Raw genomic sequence first — 12,780 nt, 5'->3', positions numbered from 1 at the left:
TCCCAAGGACAGAGCTACGGCAGAGCATTCAGGAGCCATGGAAGGAGGACCCCGAACCCGTTAGCATCCGACCCAGGTGCTGTCGTTTTCGACCGGCTCCCGCTGTCGTTTTCGACCGGCCTTCACAGTATGAAGGGAGCACTCCCGCATGAAAGAGGAGGAGACATGCTGGCAGCCGCATTCGTGATCCCCGGGATCATCGTTCTCATCCTGGTGATCCTGCTCATCATCTTTCTGGTGCGCCGGGTGTGACCGCGCGGGGGCTGTCTGGATTCCGTGAACACCGGAGAACCGAGGGGAGTTGACCATGGGAGCGAAAGCGGATGAGACCAAGGGTCGCATCAAGGAGGCGGCCGGCGACCTGACCGGCGACAAGGACCTCAAGCGTGAGGGCAAGATCGACCGGGCCAGTGGAAAGGTGAAGGAGAAGGTCGACAAGAGCATCGACAAGGTGAAGGACGTCGTCAAGGGCGACAAGAAGTAGCGACTTGCTGGAGGCGGCTGGACGGGGCACCCGAGAGGCGCCCGTCCAGCCGAGTGTTCGAGTGAGAGGATGCGGTCAGAGACGGACGACGCCTGATTCCGCGGAGGGCCGCTGCGAACTGCGACAGAACGAGAACGCTGAAACTGCACGATCGTTGGCGGAACTGCCGGGAAGAGGTCAGTCCCGACGGTCGAGCGGTGGAGGATGGAGCTCGCCACCCAATCAGTCGACCTCGGACGCCGAGTGTCTCGGCTCATGCAGCTGACCGCGATCCACCTCAGAGAGTGGATGCCGCATTGCCGGGTAGGACTTCCGTGGGATCGCAAGGAGGAGGCTTCGGATGAACGTGGCGGAGAAGATCGGCAGCGTGGCCAGCGGGCTGAAGGCCAAGGCGAACCAGGCCCGGTCCGAGAAGCTTGAGCAGAGCAACGAGGAGCTCAAGGGCGAGAACACGCTTCTTCGCCAGCAGCTGGAGGAGGACGGCGCCAACCGGGACCGGATGCTGGCGCTACTCGATCGCATGGAGACGACACCTCGAAAGCGCAAGCGTGGGGGCTGGATCCGCACCCTCGTCGTGGCCGGGGCTGCCTATGTGCTGGGGGCGCGAGCTGGCAGAGAGCGCTACGAGCAGATCCGACGGTCCTGGAGCCGGATGCTCAATCGCACGCCAGCGGGCGACGTGATCGACCGGGACGTGGGACAGGCCACGATGGAACAGGTCGGGACCGTGGACCAGACCGTGAAGGAGCAGGTTGGCTCCGGCTCCCACACAGCGAAAGACCAGAAGGATGAGACAGGCAAGAACTGACGCTTGGGGCCCCACGAGGCAGTGATGGCCGTGAGTCATTCGGGTGAGGAGCCACGCAACCGCCGCCGCCGACGGCGGACCTCCGGGATCCTGCCGGGGTGGCGCCTCAAGGCCAGGCCAATCTCGGGTGACCGGCCGCCGCATCCAAGAGCGGATAGCGCTTCGCACCCTCGTTCACCGTCGTGTTGGGGCGTCGGTGGGCCCCCAGCGGTTGCTCCTCTTAGCTTAGCGTTCTGCTGCGGCTGGCCGAGCCTCCGGGCGCGCCCCGAACGCCTGTGCCTGAGTGGCCGCCGCCGTGCGGGCATGATTGGACCGCAAGATACAAGCACCCACATTCGCACCACCGGCCCACCCGGAAGGCGGAGGTCGCCATGCGGCGGTTCCTGAAGAACAACGGCCTTGCCATCAGCATGTTCGGGCTGTTCCTCGGCGCGCTCGTCCCGATGAGCATCGTCGGACATCACGCCAACAACTCCAATCTCGCCGAGCACCACCGGCGGCGGATCGGCTACGTCGCCTACCTGAAGAGCGGCGACTTCATCGAAGGCGTGTTCGAGAACTGGGAGTCCGAGTTCCTCCAGATGGGCGTGTATGTCCTCATCACGGCCTATCTGTTCCAGAAGGGCTCACCCGTGTCAAAACCCCTCGAGGAACCCTCGCCGCAGGACGTCGACCCGGGGCGTCAGCGGTACCCGCGCCGCCCGTGGCCGGTAAGAAGGGGCGGCCTGTGGCTGAGGCTCTACATGAACTCCCTGGCCACGGCCCTGTTCGGGCTCTTCGTGATGTCGTTCGTCCTTCACGCGATTGGCGGAACGACCTCCTACAACCAGGACGCCCGTGAGCACGGGGGACAGACCGTCTCGGTGTTCCGGTTCGTGACGACATCGGAGTTCTGGTATCAGTCCTTCCAGAACTGGCAGAGCGAGTTCCTCTCGGTGGGAGCGCTCGTCGTACTCGCAATCTTCCTACGGCAGCAGGGCTCGCCCGAGTCGAAGCCGGTGGCCGCCCCTCACTCGCAGACCGGTGCCTAGCGCTAGCGCGAGGGTGGCGCGGCTCCCGCCATGGGCTTCGGTTAGCTGGCGGTGGGCTCTCCTCCCCCCAAGGACATCCGGCAGCTGCTGGACTCGTTCCGATCGTTCCTGGAGCCGAGCGGGTGACCTCATCGAGGCGTAACCCTGGCCCCTCGGCGGCCATGACGCGCAGGCGGCGGATGCTCTGACGATCGGCGTGTCGGGTTCGACCGGCCGGTGCTCAGCTACACGGCATGCGTGCAATGCTGATCGGCGGCTACTGGGACTCGGATCTCCTCCGCGAGCATCCACTGACGGACGCACTGGTGAGCTGTCACGCGAGTCTGCGACTTGTCGCATCCACCTTCGGCACTACTCGGTCGCGGTTGTATCGCAGTTCATCAGTCCGACGGGAGGAGGTCGAGCCCTCTCAGGTCTTGGTCACCGTCATCCAGGAGGATACCGAAGGCAACCCGTCGGGTACACAAACTCATGCCGCGAGGCTGTACTCGTGAAGGAGGCCGCCCAACACGTCCCGCCGGCGAACGTCCGCGGCTCTCGGGTCACCCACCGCCGGCGATGGGCTCCCGATCGGCGTCTGAAGTGCGAGCCCACGATGGGGCCTGGCCTCGTTGTAGTGCGCGATGTAGGTGCGAAGGACCCGCTCCAGGTGTCGCCGGCCGAGGAAGAGGGTCCAGTCCAGGCACTCGGCCCGGACGGTCCCCACCCACCGTTCGCAGAGCGCGTTGGCGTTCGGGGCCCGGATCGGCGTGCGGACGATCCTTATGCCTTCGGACCGGAACACCTCGTCGAACGGGCCGGAGAACTTGGTGTCCCGGTCGTGGATCAGGAACTTCGGGGACCGTCCATCCTCCTGAAGGGCCATGGCCAGGTTCCGGGCCTGCTGGGTGACCCACGCCGAGTCGGGGTTGGGTGTCGCTCCCCCCAAGTGCACCCTCCGTGTCCCGAGCTCGATCCACACCAGCACGTACAGGGTCCTCAGGGTGATGGTCTCCACGGTGAGGAAGTCGCAGGCCAGGATCCCGGCCGCCTGAGCTCGTAGGAACTCTCTCCACGTGGGGCCCCGTCTGGGGGCCGGACCGAGCCCGTGGCGGCGGAGCATCGTCGCGATCGTGGTGGCCGAGACCCTCACCCCGAGCTTGAGCAGCTCGCCCCGGATGCGGTGATAGCCCCACCTGGGGTTCTCCTTGCCCAAGCGCAGGATCAGCTCCCGGACCTCGGGATCGAGAGCTGGGCGGCCAGGAGGGCGATGCGGCTTGGTCCACTTCCTGGCGACGAGCCGGCGGTGCCAGCCGAGGAGGGTCTCAGGCCGGACCAGGAACGCGCCCCAGGCTTCCCGCCGAAGCATCCTGCTCGCGGCGGCAAGGAACGCTTTGTCGGATGCGCGGTAGATCGGGCGCTTCACCTGCCGGCGCAAGACGGCGAGTTGGTGTCGGAGCACGACGTTCTCAAGTTCGGCCTCAGCCGCTGCGCGGTCGTTTGACCTGAACAGGCCCAGGACGCGGCGCAGAAGGAGATAGAGGAGAGAGCGGATCACGGCGCGGCATTGTCGCAGACCGGACCGCCGATGCCGGTCTCAGCCCCGCGATCGTGTTTCTGGACCCCACGGGTAGGCGTCGCGGACCTGGTTGGCGATGGCGCGGGCGCACTCCTTGATTAGCCCTTCACGGTCGCAGCATCGAGCCTGACCGCGCTCCGAACCTCGACGACATCCTCCGACGACTGACCTGGCACTCGGAGGCGGCCTGCCCTTCTGAGCCCTGACCTGCGCTCCTCCGGCCGGCTGAGCGCGGCCCGACAAATTTCACCTGTCCGGCTGAGAGCGATTCACCGCGCGGCGGACGACCCGGGGACCGGAGTGCCGTCCTCCGTGACGCATACCCCGCCGACCTGTCCGCCCCTGGACCTTGTTCGGGCGGACCCCGTGGCTCATCCTGTGGGATGAGACGAGGCATCCTCTGGGGGGAGGAAATCGCCGCGCGGCCGACCTACGGTTCGCCAATGAGGGCGCTCGGTGTGCTCCTTGAGCGAGCCCGGCGGTGGCCGCCGATCGCGATCGACGGCGCTATCGGGGCCGGCATCTTCACGATCGGCGCCGCGGCGCTCGTGCTCCCGGGAGAAGCTGTGCCCGCCAGCCAGCAGCCCGCGGCTCTGGGCATCCTTGCCGTCGAAGCCGTCGCCGTAACACTCAGGCGGAAGAGCCTTGGGGCAGCCTTCGCCATGCACGTGCTCGCGTCAGCCGGCGGTCTGGTCACAGCCATCGGAGTCAGGGGCTGGCTCCTCTCTCAATTCGTCCTGCTGTACACGATCTCGGAGCGCTGTGGATGGAGGGTATCCCTCCTCGCGCTGGTCTCCAGCTTTCCACTGGACGTCGCGCAGTCCTGGTCCGGGGCCCTCCCCAAGTCCTCGGAGCTTCTCCCATACTTTGTGGACTACGGATTCCCCTACTTCGTCCTGGTGTGGTTCGCTGGCCGCGCCCAGGCGCGGCGCAGAGCCATCACTTCCGACCTCGAGCGAGGCGCGAGCGAGCTGCGGAGGGAGCAAGATCGACTCTCTCTGAGCGCTGTCGCGACCGAGCGGACCCGCATCGCTCGGGACCTGTACGCCATTGTCGTTCGCGGCATCGAGCGTATGAGCACCCAGACATACGCAGCGCGACGGGCGCTCGGCGCCGACCCACAACTGGCCAGTGAGTCGATTGGTGCGGTCGAGGCAACCGGCCGCGGCGCGCTTATCGAGATGCGCCGCCTTCTCGTGGTCTTGCGGTCGCAGAATGACGGCTCAGTGCTATGGCCGGCGGGTGAACTCCCGCGAACGGAACCGTCGGCCCCGATGGCGATCGATAGCCTTTCCCCTCTCTCAACGGAGTCGCCCGCGAGTCCAGATTGGTCTCTCGCGCGGCGGGTCGTGCGGCGGGCCAGACACACCGCGGGGATTCCTTGGGTTACCGACATTCTGGTCGTGCTCGTCATGGCAATCCTGGGAGCGGCGGAGCGCATCTGGGATCCCTACTGGATGCGGAGGCCGAGCGCCGTGGTCCTCGCCGTCGTAGTCGTGGTGGCTCTCCTGTTCCGTCGGGTAACCCCGGTCGGCGTCCTCCTCCTGATCGCTTCGGTGATCTTCGTTCAGGACGCGTTTCTGGGAGGAGACACGGTCACCGCCGACCGAGCCATCTTCGTCGCTGTTTTCACGGTGGCCGCCCTCCGGGGACCTTGGTGGGGGCTCGCCGCCGTCGTTGCTGAAGTGGTCGCCTATCTTCCGTATCTCTTCATCCCAGACACGTGCGGGGCTGGCTGCCAGCTCGGCTGGGCGACGCAGTTCGTGTTCGCCGTGATCGCGGGTCTCGGCGTCCGAGAGAGCCGCAGGCTGAACACGGTCCTGGAGGAACAGAACACCTTGCTGCGTCGGACTCGCGAGGAGGTGGTTCGGCTCGCTGTCGTTGAGGAACGATCCCGGATCGCCCGCGACGTCCATGACCTGGTGGGCCATAGCGTCACCCTCATGGTGATCCAGGCAGGAGCCGCTCGATGGCTGGCCGAGAGCGATCGGCTCCAGGCCGATCAGGCGCTGGCCGCGGTGGAGCGAGCTGGCCAGGAAGCGCTCCGCGAGTTGCACTCCTTGGTCAGCTCGATGGACGGCGAAGCCAAAGTGGCACCCATTCCCACCGGCGAGCGGTTCACCATCCAGTCTCTGGTGGACCGGGAGATCCGAGCCGGAATGGAGGTGGAGCTGATCGTCGACGGTGAGCCCCACGAACTCAACGCAGGCCTGGACCTTTCCCTGTACCGCGTCGTCCAGGAGGCCCTGACAAACGTCCGAAAGCATGCTCCAGGCGCAAGAGCATGGGTGAGGCTGCTGTACTCGGCAGAAGGGGTGAAGGTCGAAGTCACCGACTCAGGGGCTCTCAGCGCGACCAGGGCCGTTCAGACGGTGCCCGGGGCCGGTCAGGGCTTGGTGGGGATCAGAGAGCGGGCGGCCCTGTTCGGAGGGCGTGCAGAGGCCGGGCCCACCGCTGAAGGCGGCTTCAGGGTCCGGGCATCGCTGCGCGAGGAACGGGTGCTGGCATGACCCCGATTCGCGTGCTCATCGTGGACGACGAGCAGATGGTCCGAGCGGGGTTCCGGCTGATCCTCGAGACCCAGCCCGACATCCGTGTGGTCGGCGAGGCCGACGACGGAGCCTCCGGTATCGACGAGGCCGTGCAGCTGTCGCCAGACGTGGTGCTCATGGACATCCGGATGCGCCGGGTGAACGGTCTTGAGGCAACCCGGACCATCATGGCGCGGATGGAACAGCCGCCGAAGGTGGTCATGCTCACCACCTTCGACTACGACGAATACGTGTACGAGGCACTGAAGGCTGGAGCGAGCGCCTTCCTGTTGAAGGACTCCCCGCCCGAGCAGCTCGCTTCAGCCGTCAGGGTGGTAGCGGGGGGGGACGCCCTGCTCCACCCCTCCATCACCCGCCGGCTCATCGAGGAGTTCGCCCGCCGGCCCATACCTCGAGCGGGACCGCCGCCCGAGCTGCAGGAGCTCACCGAGCGGGAGCTCGACATCATGCGCCACGTGGCCCGAGGGCTCTCCAACGCGGAGATCGCCGGGAAGGTCCACCTGAGCGAGGCCACCGTGAAGACCCACGTGGCCCACATCCTGACCAAGCTGGGCCTCCGCGATCGCACCCAGGCCGCCGTCATGGCCTACGAGACGGGCCTGATCGAGCCCGGGCGGGGCTGAACTCCTTTCCCCACGAGGGATGACGCGCATCCCGAGATTTCATCCCTCCGGGTGAGGTCGACTCGCCCTGCGAACGACGACGGGGGACTGGGGGCCTCCTACCGTGCACCGAGGAGCCTGATCACCGGGTCGGAGGAGGAGAAAACAATGAAGCGGAAGATCTCTGTCGTCTCGGCGGCAGTGTCGGCCATGCTCATGTTCGCGATGTGGCTGCCCACAGGTGCGCGGGGCGCGGCGGCCTCGCCCAGGATGCCGGTGTCCTCAGGGTGGATGCGCGGGCACGCCGATGCAGGCGTCGAGGGGTATGCCGGGCGAGCCAGACCCGGATCGACCCGATCGACGATCGAATGCACGACCTCGTCCTCCCTCGCCGCGAACGTGACGCTCGACTGCCCGGACGAGTACGCCCAACCAACGCGAGAGCCCACCATCGCCGTCGATCCCGCTGATCCGCGGCACATGATCGCTGCGGCCATCGACGGCCTGATCCCCGACTGGCAGGAGTTCCCTGTCCCAAACACCCACCAGAGCATCAAGTTCTCCACCACGTTCGACGCTGGGGCGACCTGGACCATCGGCGACATTCCTCCCGCCCCCAACTCCGATAACTGGGACCCCTGGCTCGCCTTCGACCGCAAGCACGGCGTGATCATCATGGCCTTCGAAACCACGACCCCTCAGAACGCCAAAGGGTGCCGTCCGGCCAACCAGATGGCCACAATGTCGACGGACGGCGGCCTCCACTGGGGTCGACCGGTGACCGCCCTGGCGGGACAAGCATGCGGGCAGAGGCATGTCGAGCAGTTCGAGGAAGGCAAGATCAGCACCGACAACATCCCGACCTCTCCGTACTACGGCAGGACGTATCTGACTGGCCTCTTGATTGCACCCGGGTGCGACGTCGGGACCTGCACCCTCCCGACCGTGGAGAGTCATAGCGACAACGGCGGGATCACCTGGACCAGACCGAAGGTGATCTCCGGATCGAACACCGAGTTCTGCACGGGTCCACCGGGAGCGCCGGCATGCGACTGGAACCCCCCGCCCGCGGCGCCCTTCGTCGGGCCGGACGGCTCGGTGCACGTGGCCTTCCTGAACGAGCAGCACGACGCGGTGTGGGAGCCCGGCGAGTGCTGCGAGGACCAGTTCATGGTGGTGAGCTCCACCGATGGCGGGGCCACGTGGTCCCCACCCGTCCACGTGGTGGACCTCGAGAACGGAGTCGACTCCGAGACCTTCTTGTACGGGGACTACGAGTGCTCCCCGGACCTGTTCTTCGGCTGTCGGCTGACCGGCACCGACCTGCCGCCGTTCCCGCCCGGCGGTTACCTGGCGGCGAGCCCGGACGGCACCTTGTACATGGTCTTCGCGGACAACCGTAATGGCCGCCACGACGTCGAGCACCCGGTGTCCAACGTCGACGTGTTCGTGATGACCTCCGCAGACGGCGGCCAGACGTGGACCGGTCCTGATGTGGTGTCGGATGCTCCCGGCGACCAGTTCAAGCCGAGCATCGCGCTGAACCCGCGGACGGGGGAGCTGGGGATCCTGTTCTACGACCGAGGGGCCGACCCCGACGGACAGACGATGGGGGTCACCCTCGCCACCGGGCTCCCGGGCTCCTTCCAGCTGAGCTCGGTCTCGACCGCCCCCTCCCACTTGAGTGACGACCTGTGGTTCACGCAGACCCTGCCGGATTGCTCCCACTGCGTCTTCCACATCGGGGAGTACCTCGGGCTCGCCTACGGCTCGGACGGGGCGGCCAACATGGTGTGGACGGACCTGCGCCGCTTCGTGACGCTCCCCGATGGCCGACAGGGGTACTCGACGAACGTCATGTATGCGAGGGACGCCTTCGCATCGATCACGGGATGAGAGGTCACCGTGCTTACGCCTTCCGAACACTGCAGCCAGGTGAAAGGAGTTTGAGATGTCCAACCTGCATGTGAAGGTTCCCAGGCTGAGAGGTGGCCGAGTGATCGTCGTGGTCGGACTGCTCGCGCTCATGCTGGCCGGCTTCAGCGGCGTGGCCTGGGCGGCGTCGATCCAATTGGACCCCACTTCCGGTCCAGGCGGCACACAGGTAACAGTAACGGGCAGTGGGTTCGCAGGGCCCTACGCGCATGCCTGCCCTATTTGGATCGGGTTCACTGATGCGAACGGCACTATCACCGGACTGGCCGCGGTCCCGCCATCGATGAGCTTCCAGGTTCAAGTGGTCATCCCCGCGGGCGCGGCAGTCGGCGCGGGCACGGTGAGGGCGGTCCAGAACCATCCCGACCCGCTTCACCTTTACTTGTGCATCGACCCGCTTCACAACGTGACTGCCCCGTTCACCGTCACCTCGGCGGGTACCCAGCTCCTCGGCAATTCCGGGTTCGAGAACGGCTCGACCAGCACGGCCCCGTGGGTCACCACGGCGAGGATCAACAACACGTCGGCCGAGCCGCCCCACTCGGGAACGTGGGACGCCTGGCTGGGGGGCACGGGGACCGCCCACACGGACTCGCTGTACCAGGACGTGACCATCCCGTCTGGCATCACCTCGGGCACGTTGACCTTCTGGCTCCACGTCGACACCGCCGACGCCGGCTCCCCGGCCCACGACCTGATGAAGCTCCAGGTCCGGACCAGCTCGAATGTCGTGCTGGCCACGCTGGCCACGTACTCGAACCTGAACGCGGCCCCCGCGTATGCCCAGAAGACCTTCGACCTCACGTCCTACGCCGGGCAGACCATCCGGGTGTTCCTTGGGAGCAAGGAGGACGCTTCTCTCCAGACCTCCTTCCTGGTGGATGACTTCGCGTTGACCGCGATTTGAGGGAAAGGACATCATGAACGCGAACATGCCGGGTCCTGCCGCTGGGGGAATGAGCGCGGGAGAAGGGGGAGCCATGCGACCGCGGCGGGCCTCGATCGTCCTGACCATCCTCTTGCTGACGGGGGCCCTCACCGGGCTGGGAACGGTGTCAGCCCGCGCCGCGAGCGTCCGTCACGTCTCCACCACCGGCTCAGATACGGGGGATTGCATCGCCGCTCCGTGCCGGACAATCGGATACGCGATCACCCAGTCCGTCTCCGGCGACACCATCCTGATAGCCGCCGGGACGTACGCCGAGCGGGTGGTCATCGACCGCTCCCTGACGATCACCGGAGCCGGGACCGCTTCAACGATCGTCGATGGCGAGGCCAGCGGGACCGTGGTCACCATCGGCGAGCCCGCCGCTTCCGTCGTCGTCAAGATCTCCAAGCTCACCATCCAGAACGGACAGGCTCAGTCAGGCGGAGGCATCTCGAGCATCCCCGGACCCGGCCAGACCAATCGGGTCACCATGGCCATGGCAGCAGTCTCGGGCAACCATGTCTCCGGCGCCGGTGGAGCGAGCGGAAGTCCCGGCGGTCCCGCGTACGGTGGTGGGATCTACAACGGCGTCGGAAGCACGATGACCATCCAGGGCAGCACGATCCAGGGGAACACCGCCACAGGAGGCGGCGGCGGCACCAACGGCTTCACCGGCGCCGGACTTTCCGGAGGGGACGCCTACGGAGGCGGTATCTACAACGCCGGGACCATGAGCTTGAACACCTCCACGGTCTCGACGGACGTAGTGGCGGGGGGCGTGGGCGGACCCGGCGTCGTGTGCGGCATTCACGGGGGAGCGCCGGGAGGTCCCGGCGGCCGGGGAGTCGGCGGCGGCATCGACAGCGTTGGAGCGCTCACGGTCGTCCGCGGCACGTTGTCGGGAAACTCGGCGACGGGTGGCACTGGTGGCCGGGGCGCGAGTGGCGGCCTCGCCTGCTTCCACCCGGGCAATGGCGGCCCGGGAGGAGCCGGAACCGGCGGTGGTCTGTCCGGGCAGGGGCTGGTAGCGAACGCGACGATCGCTGCCAACGTGGCGAGCGGAGGTGCCGGTGGGCCGGCCGGATGCAACAGCCATGGCTGCGGCACCGTCGGCGTCGGTGGCGCGGGGGCCGGCGGAGGTATCCAGGCCATGGGCGCCATTACCCTGGTGAACAGCACGATCGCGGGCAACCAGGCCTCGGGAGGGACCGGAATTTCGACCGGTGGGGCGTCCGGAGGCGGGATCGACCTGGCCGCCGGTTCGACCACGTCCAAGAACTCGATCCTCGCCGGCGACTCTGCGGCCGCCGGTCCAGACTGTGACGGCACAGTGACCTCGGGAGGGCACAACCTGCTCGGGAGCAATAGCTCGTGCACGGGGTTCACGGGCTCCGGCGACATCGTGAACGCGGACCCGCTCCTCGGCCCCCTTCAGAACAACGGCGGGCCCACCTTCACCATGGCCCTGGGGTCGGGAAGCCCGGCCATCGATGCGGCCGACGACGCGGCGTGCGCCGCGGCCCCCGTGAAGGGCGTGGACCAGCGTGGCATGCCTCGTCCGGGAGGCTCCCACTGCGATATCGGGGCGCTCGAGGTCCAGGCGTCCTGACCTTGGTTTCCGGCTCGGTGCCGACCACCCCGCTCAAGCGCAGGCCGACCGGTCAGCGTCCCAGGTTCAGCGTCGCCGGCGTGCTGGCGCCGATTCCGCTGGCACCGGAGATCGATCGCTCCGCGCTGATCGGCGCTCCGGTGGCGCGCGAGCTGTTCCGCTACGACGGCCACCCCACCAGGATCTACGTCCGGACCGTCGTGGCCGCGACGGAGTCGGTGGCCTCGTTGCTCGCCAACACGGTCGATCCGCAGCACCCCGACGCTGTCACGGTGAGCAACCCGTCGGACCTGCTGGCCGCGAGGCTGGCCGTGGCCGGGGCCTCCACGGCGCTGTTCCTGGCCCTGGGGGCGATCGCCCTCCTGGTCGGCGGGATCGGCATCGCGAACGTGATGCTCATCGGCGTCCTGGAGCGGCGTTCCGAGATCGGGCTCAGGCGGGCCCTGGGCGCGGCCCGCCGCCACGTGGCGGGGCAGTTCCTGGTGGAGTCCCTCCTGGTGTCCGTGATCGGGGGACTCGCCGGCGTGGCGGCCGGGGTGGCCATCACGACGGGCATGGCCCATGCCCGCGGCTGGCAGATGCAGATCCCCACCGCGGCCATGTGGGGTGCACTCGCCGTGGCCGCGGGGATAGGCGCCCTCGCCGGCCTGTACCCGTCCACCCGAGCCGCCCGCCTGTCGCCGACGGAGGCGCTCCGGACCGTGTAGCTCGGACGCCGACACCGAAGGAGCTCGTCGTAGGCGACGGCCTCGAGGTCCGGGTCGGGCGTCGCCCCCTCCACGGCGTCCCGGTGCCGGTCCAGGCGCTCGGCGAGCCCGGGGGCGAAGGCCGCGCCTACTGCGGGCGCCCTCGGGCGACGGCCCGTTCCTCGAGCGCGTACAGAGCGGCCAAGCCGACCAGCGTTCCCGATCAGGTAGCTACGAAATCGCGTTGAGAACAATAGGCGGTCCCCGCTAAAGATCCAGTAAACGTGGGTGGGGCCGGTGCAACCCGCCCTTCGTCGACTGGATCAATACCGCCGATCCTTCCTCCACCTCGCATCTCCTCACCTTGGCCGAGGTCAACGAAGAGCGCACCGTGTACCTGGTCGAGGTCGAGGATGAGGACGAGCTCGCCGGATGGCTGGCCCGTCATCACACGGAGCTCTTCGGCTCCTCGCTATTTCGTGTGGGCTGACGCCATGTCCAGCTTCCCTGCGATGAGGTAGGTCATGGCGATGAGGTTGGTCTTGGTGCGGTACCCGCGAGCCCGCCGCTTCGCCGCCTGCACGAGC

At 67.4% G+C, this 12,780-nt stretch carries 12 protein-coding genes; 10 read left to right on the top strand and 2 right to left on the bottom strand.

Translation table 11 applies throughout. The features are described from left to right. From M3Q23_14020 to M3Q23_14005, 4 genes are all read left to right on the top strand, one after another. On the top strand, window positions 1-252 hold a 252-nt coding region (locus tag M3Q23_14020), incomplete at its 5' end, for a hypothetical protein (protein MDP9343176.1). Between the two features lie 55 nt (window positions 253-307). Further along, on the top strand, window positions 308-484 hold the full coding sequence (locus M3Q23_14015; protein ID MDP9343175.1) for a CsbD family protein: 177 nt from the start codon (window positions 308-310) through the stop codon (window positions 482-484). 340 nt (window positions 485-824) lie between these two features. Then, window positions 825-1,292, top strand: coding sequence for a hypothetical protein (locus M3Q23_14010; protein MDP9343174.1), 468 nt, complete (start codon window positions 825-827; stop codon window positions 1,290-1,292). 371 nt (window positions 1,293-1,663) lie between these two features. Then, a complete protein-coding gene (locus tag M3Q23_14005) occupies window positions 1,664-2,323 on the top strand; it encodes a hypothetical protein (GenBank protein ID MDP9343173.1) in 660 nt (219 codons plus the stop codon). A 469-nt stretch (window positions 2,324-2,792) separates the two neighbouring features. Here the strand turns inward: M3Q23_14005 and M3Q23_14000 are convergent, their stop codons facing one another. Then, on the bottom strand, window positions 2,793-3,740 hold the full coding sequence (locus tag M3Q23_14000) for an integrase core domain-containing protein (GenBank protein MDP9343172.1): 948 nt from the start codon (window positions 3,738-3,740) through the stop codon (window positions 2,793-2,795). Window positions 3,741-4,324: 584 nt separating this feature from the next. On the opposite strand from M3Q23_14000, the gene M3Q23_13995 reads away from it, so the two are divergent. Together M3Q23_13995 and M3Q23_13990 are read left to right on the top strand one after the other, a co-directional pair. Continuing rightward, window positions 4,325-6,391 (top strand): histidine kinase, encoded by a 2,067-nt coding sequence (locus tag M3Q23_13995; protein ID MDP9343171.1) that lies wholly within the window; start codon window positions 4,325-4,327, stop codon window positions 6,389-6,391. After that, window positions 6,388-7,056, top strand: a complete 669-nt coding sequence (locus M3Q23_13990; protein MDP9343170.1) for a response regulator transcription factor — start codon at window positions 6,388-6,390, stop codon at window positions 7,054-7,056. The genes M3Q23_13995 and M3Q23_13990 overlap by 4 nt, the downstream gene beginning before the upstream one ends. Window positions 7,057-7,154: 98 nt before the next feature. Here the strand turns inward: M3Q23_13990 and M3Q23_13985 are convergent, their stop codons facing one another. Further along, the gene (locus M3Q23_13985) at window positions 7,155-7,532 is read right to left on the bottom strand and encodes a hypothetical protein (GenBank protein ID MDP9343169.1); all 378 of its coding nucleotides are present in this window, start codon (window positions 7,530-7,532) and stop codon (window positions 7,155-7,157) included. Here M3Q23_13985 and M3Q23_13980 point away from each other — a divergent pair. From M3Q23_13980 to M3Q23_13965, 4 genes are all read left to right on the top strand, one after another. Continuing rightward, on the top strand, window positions 7,516-8,931 hold the full coding sequence (locus tag M3Q23_13980; GenBank protein ID MDP9343168.1) for a glycoside hydrolase: 1,416 nt from the start codon (window positions 7,516-7,518) through the stop codon (window positions 8,929-8,931). The two genes, M3Q23_13985 and M3Q23_13980, sit on opposite strands and share 17 nt — an antisense overlap. 100 nt (window positions 8,932-9,031) lie before the next feature. Continuing rightward, window positions 9,032-9,877, top strand: a complete 846-nt coding sequence (locus M3Q23_13975; GenBank protein ID MDP9343167.1) for a hypothetical protein — start codon at window positions 9,032-9,034, stop codon at window positions 9,875-9,877. A 73-nt stretch (window positions 9,878-9,950) separates the two neighbouring features. Continuing rightward, entirely contained in the window at window positions 9,951-11,507 is a 1,557-nt protein-coding gene (locus M3Q23_13970; GenBank protein MDP9343166.1) for a hypothetical protein, read from the top strand. A gap of 17 nt (window positions 11,508-11,524) precedes the next feature. Next, window positions 11,525-12,214: an ABC transporter permease gene (locus M3Q23_13965; protein ID MDP9343165.1), complete on the top strand. Its 690-nt coding sequence runs from the start codon at window positions 11,525-11,527 to the stop codon at window positions 12,212-12,214. The last annotated feature ends 566 nt before the right edge of the window (window positions 12,215-12,780 follow it).

Source organism: Actinomycetota bacterium (assembly GCA_030774015.1).
In the GTDB taxonomy this organism is placed as follows: domain Bacteria; phylum Actinomycetota; class UBA4738; order UBA4738; family JACQTL01; genus JALYLZ01.
Note: the sequence above shows the minus strand (reverse complement) of the source record. Positions and strands in the feature narration are given on the sequence as shown.

Excerpts from the sequence above, each read along its gene's own strand:
- M3Q23_14015 (MDP9343175.1), top strand. The coding sequence starts at position 308 with ATGGGAGCGAAAGCGGATGAGACCAAGGGTCGCATCAAGGAGGCGGCC.
- M3Q23_14010 (MDP9343174.1), top strand. The coding sequence starts at position 825 with ATGAACGTGGCGGAGAAGATCGGCAGCGTGGCCAGCGGGCTGAAGGCC.
- M3Q23_14005 (MDP9343173.1), top strand. The coding sequence starts at position 1,664 with ATGCGGCGGTTCCTGAAGAACAACGGCCTTGCCATCAGCATGTTCGGG.
- M3Q23_13995 (MDP9343171.1), top strand. The coding sequence starts at position 4,325 with ATGAGGGCGCTCGGTGTGCTCCTTGAGCGAGCCCGGCGGTGGCCGCCG.
- M3Q23_13990 (MDP9343170.1), top strand. The coding sequence starts at position 6,388 with ATGACCCCGATTCGCGTGCTCATCGTGGACGACGAGCAGATGGTCCGA.
- M3Q23_13980 (MDP9343168.1), top strand. The coding sequence starts at position 7,516 with ATGATCGCTGCGGCCATCGACGGCCTGATCCCCGACTGGCAGGAGTTC.
- M3Q23_13985 (MDP9343169.1), bottom strand. The coding sequence starts at position 7,532 with ATGGCCGCAGCGATCATGTGCCGCGGATCAGCGGGATCGACGGCGATG.
- M3Q23_13970 (MDP9343166.1), top strand. The coding sequence starts at position 9,951 with ATGCGACCGCGGCGGGCCTCGATCGTCCTGACCATCCTCTTGCTGACG.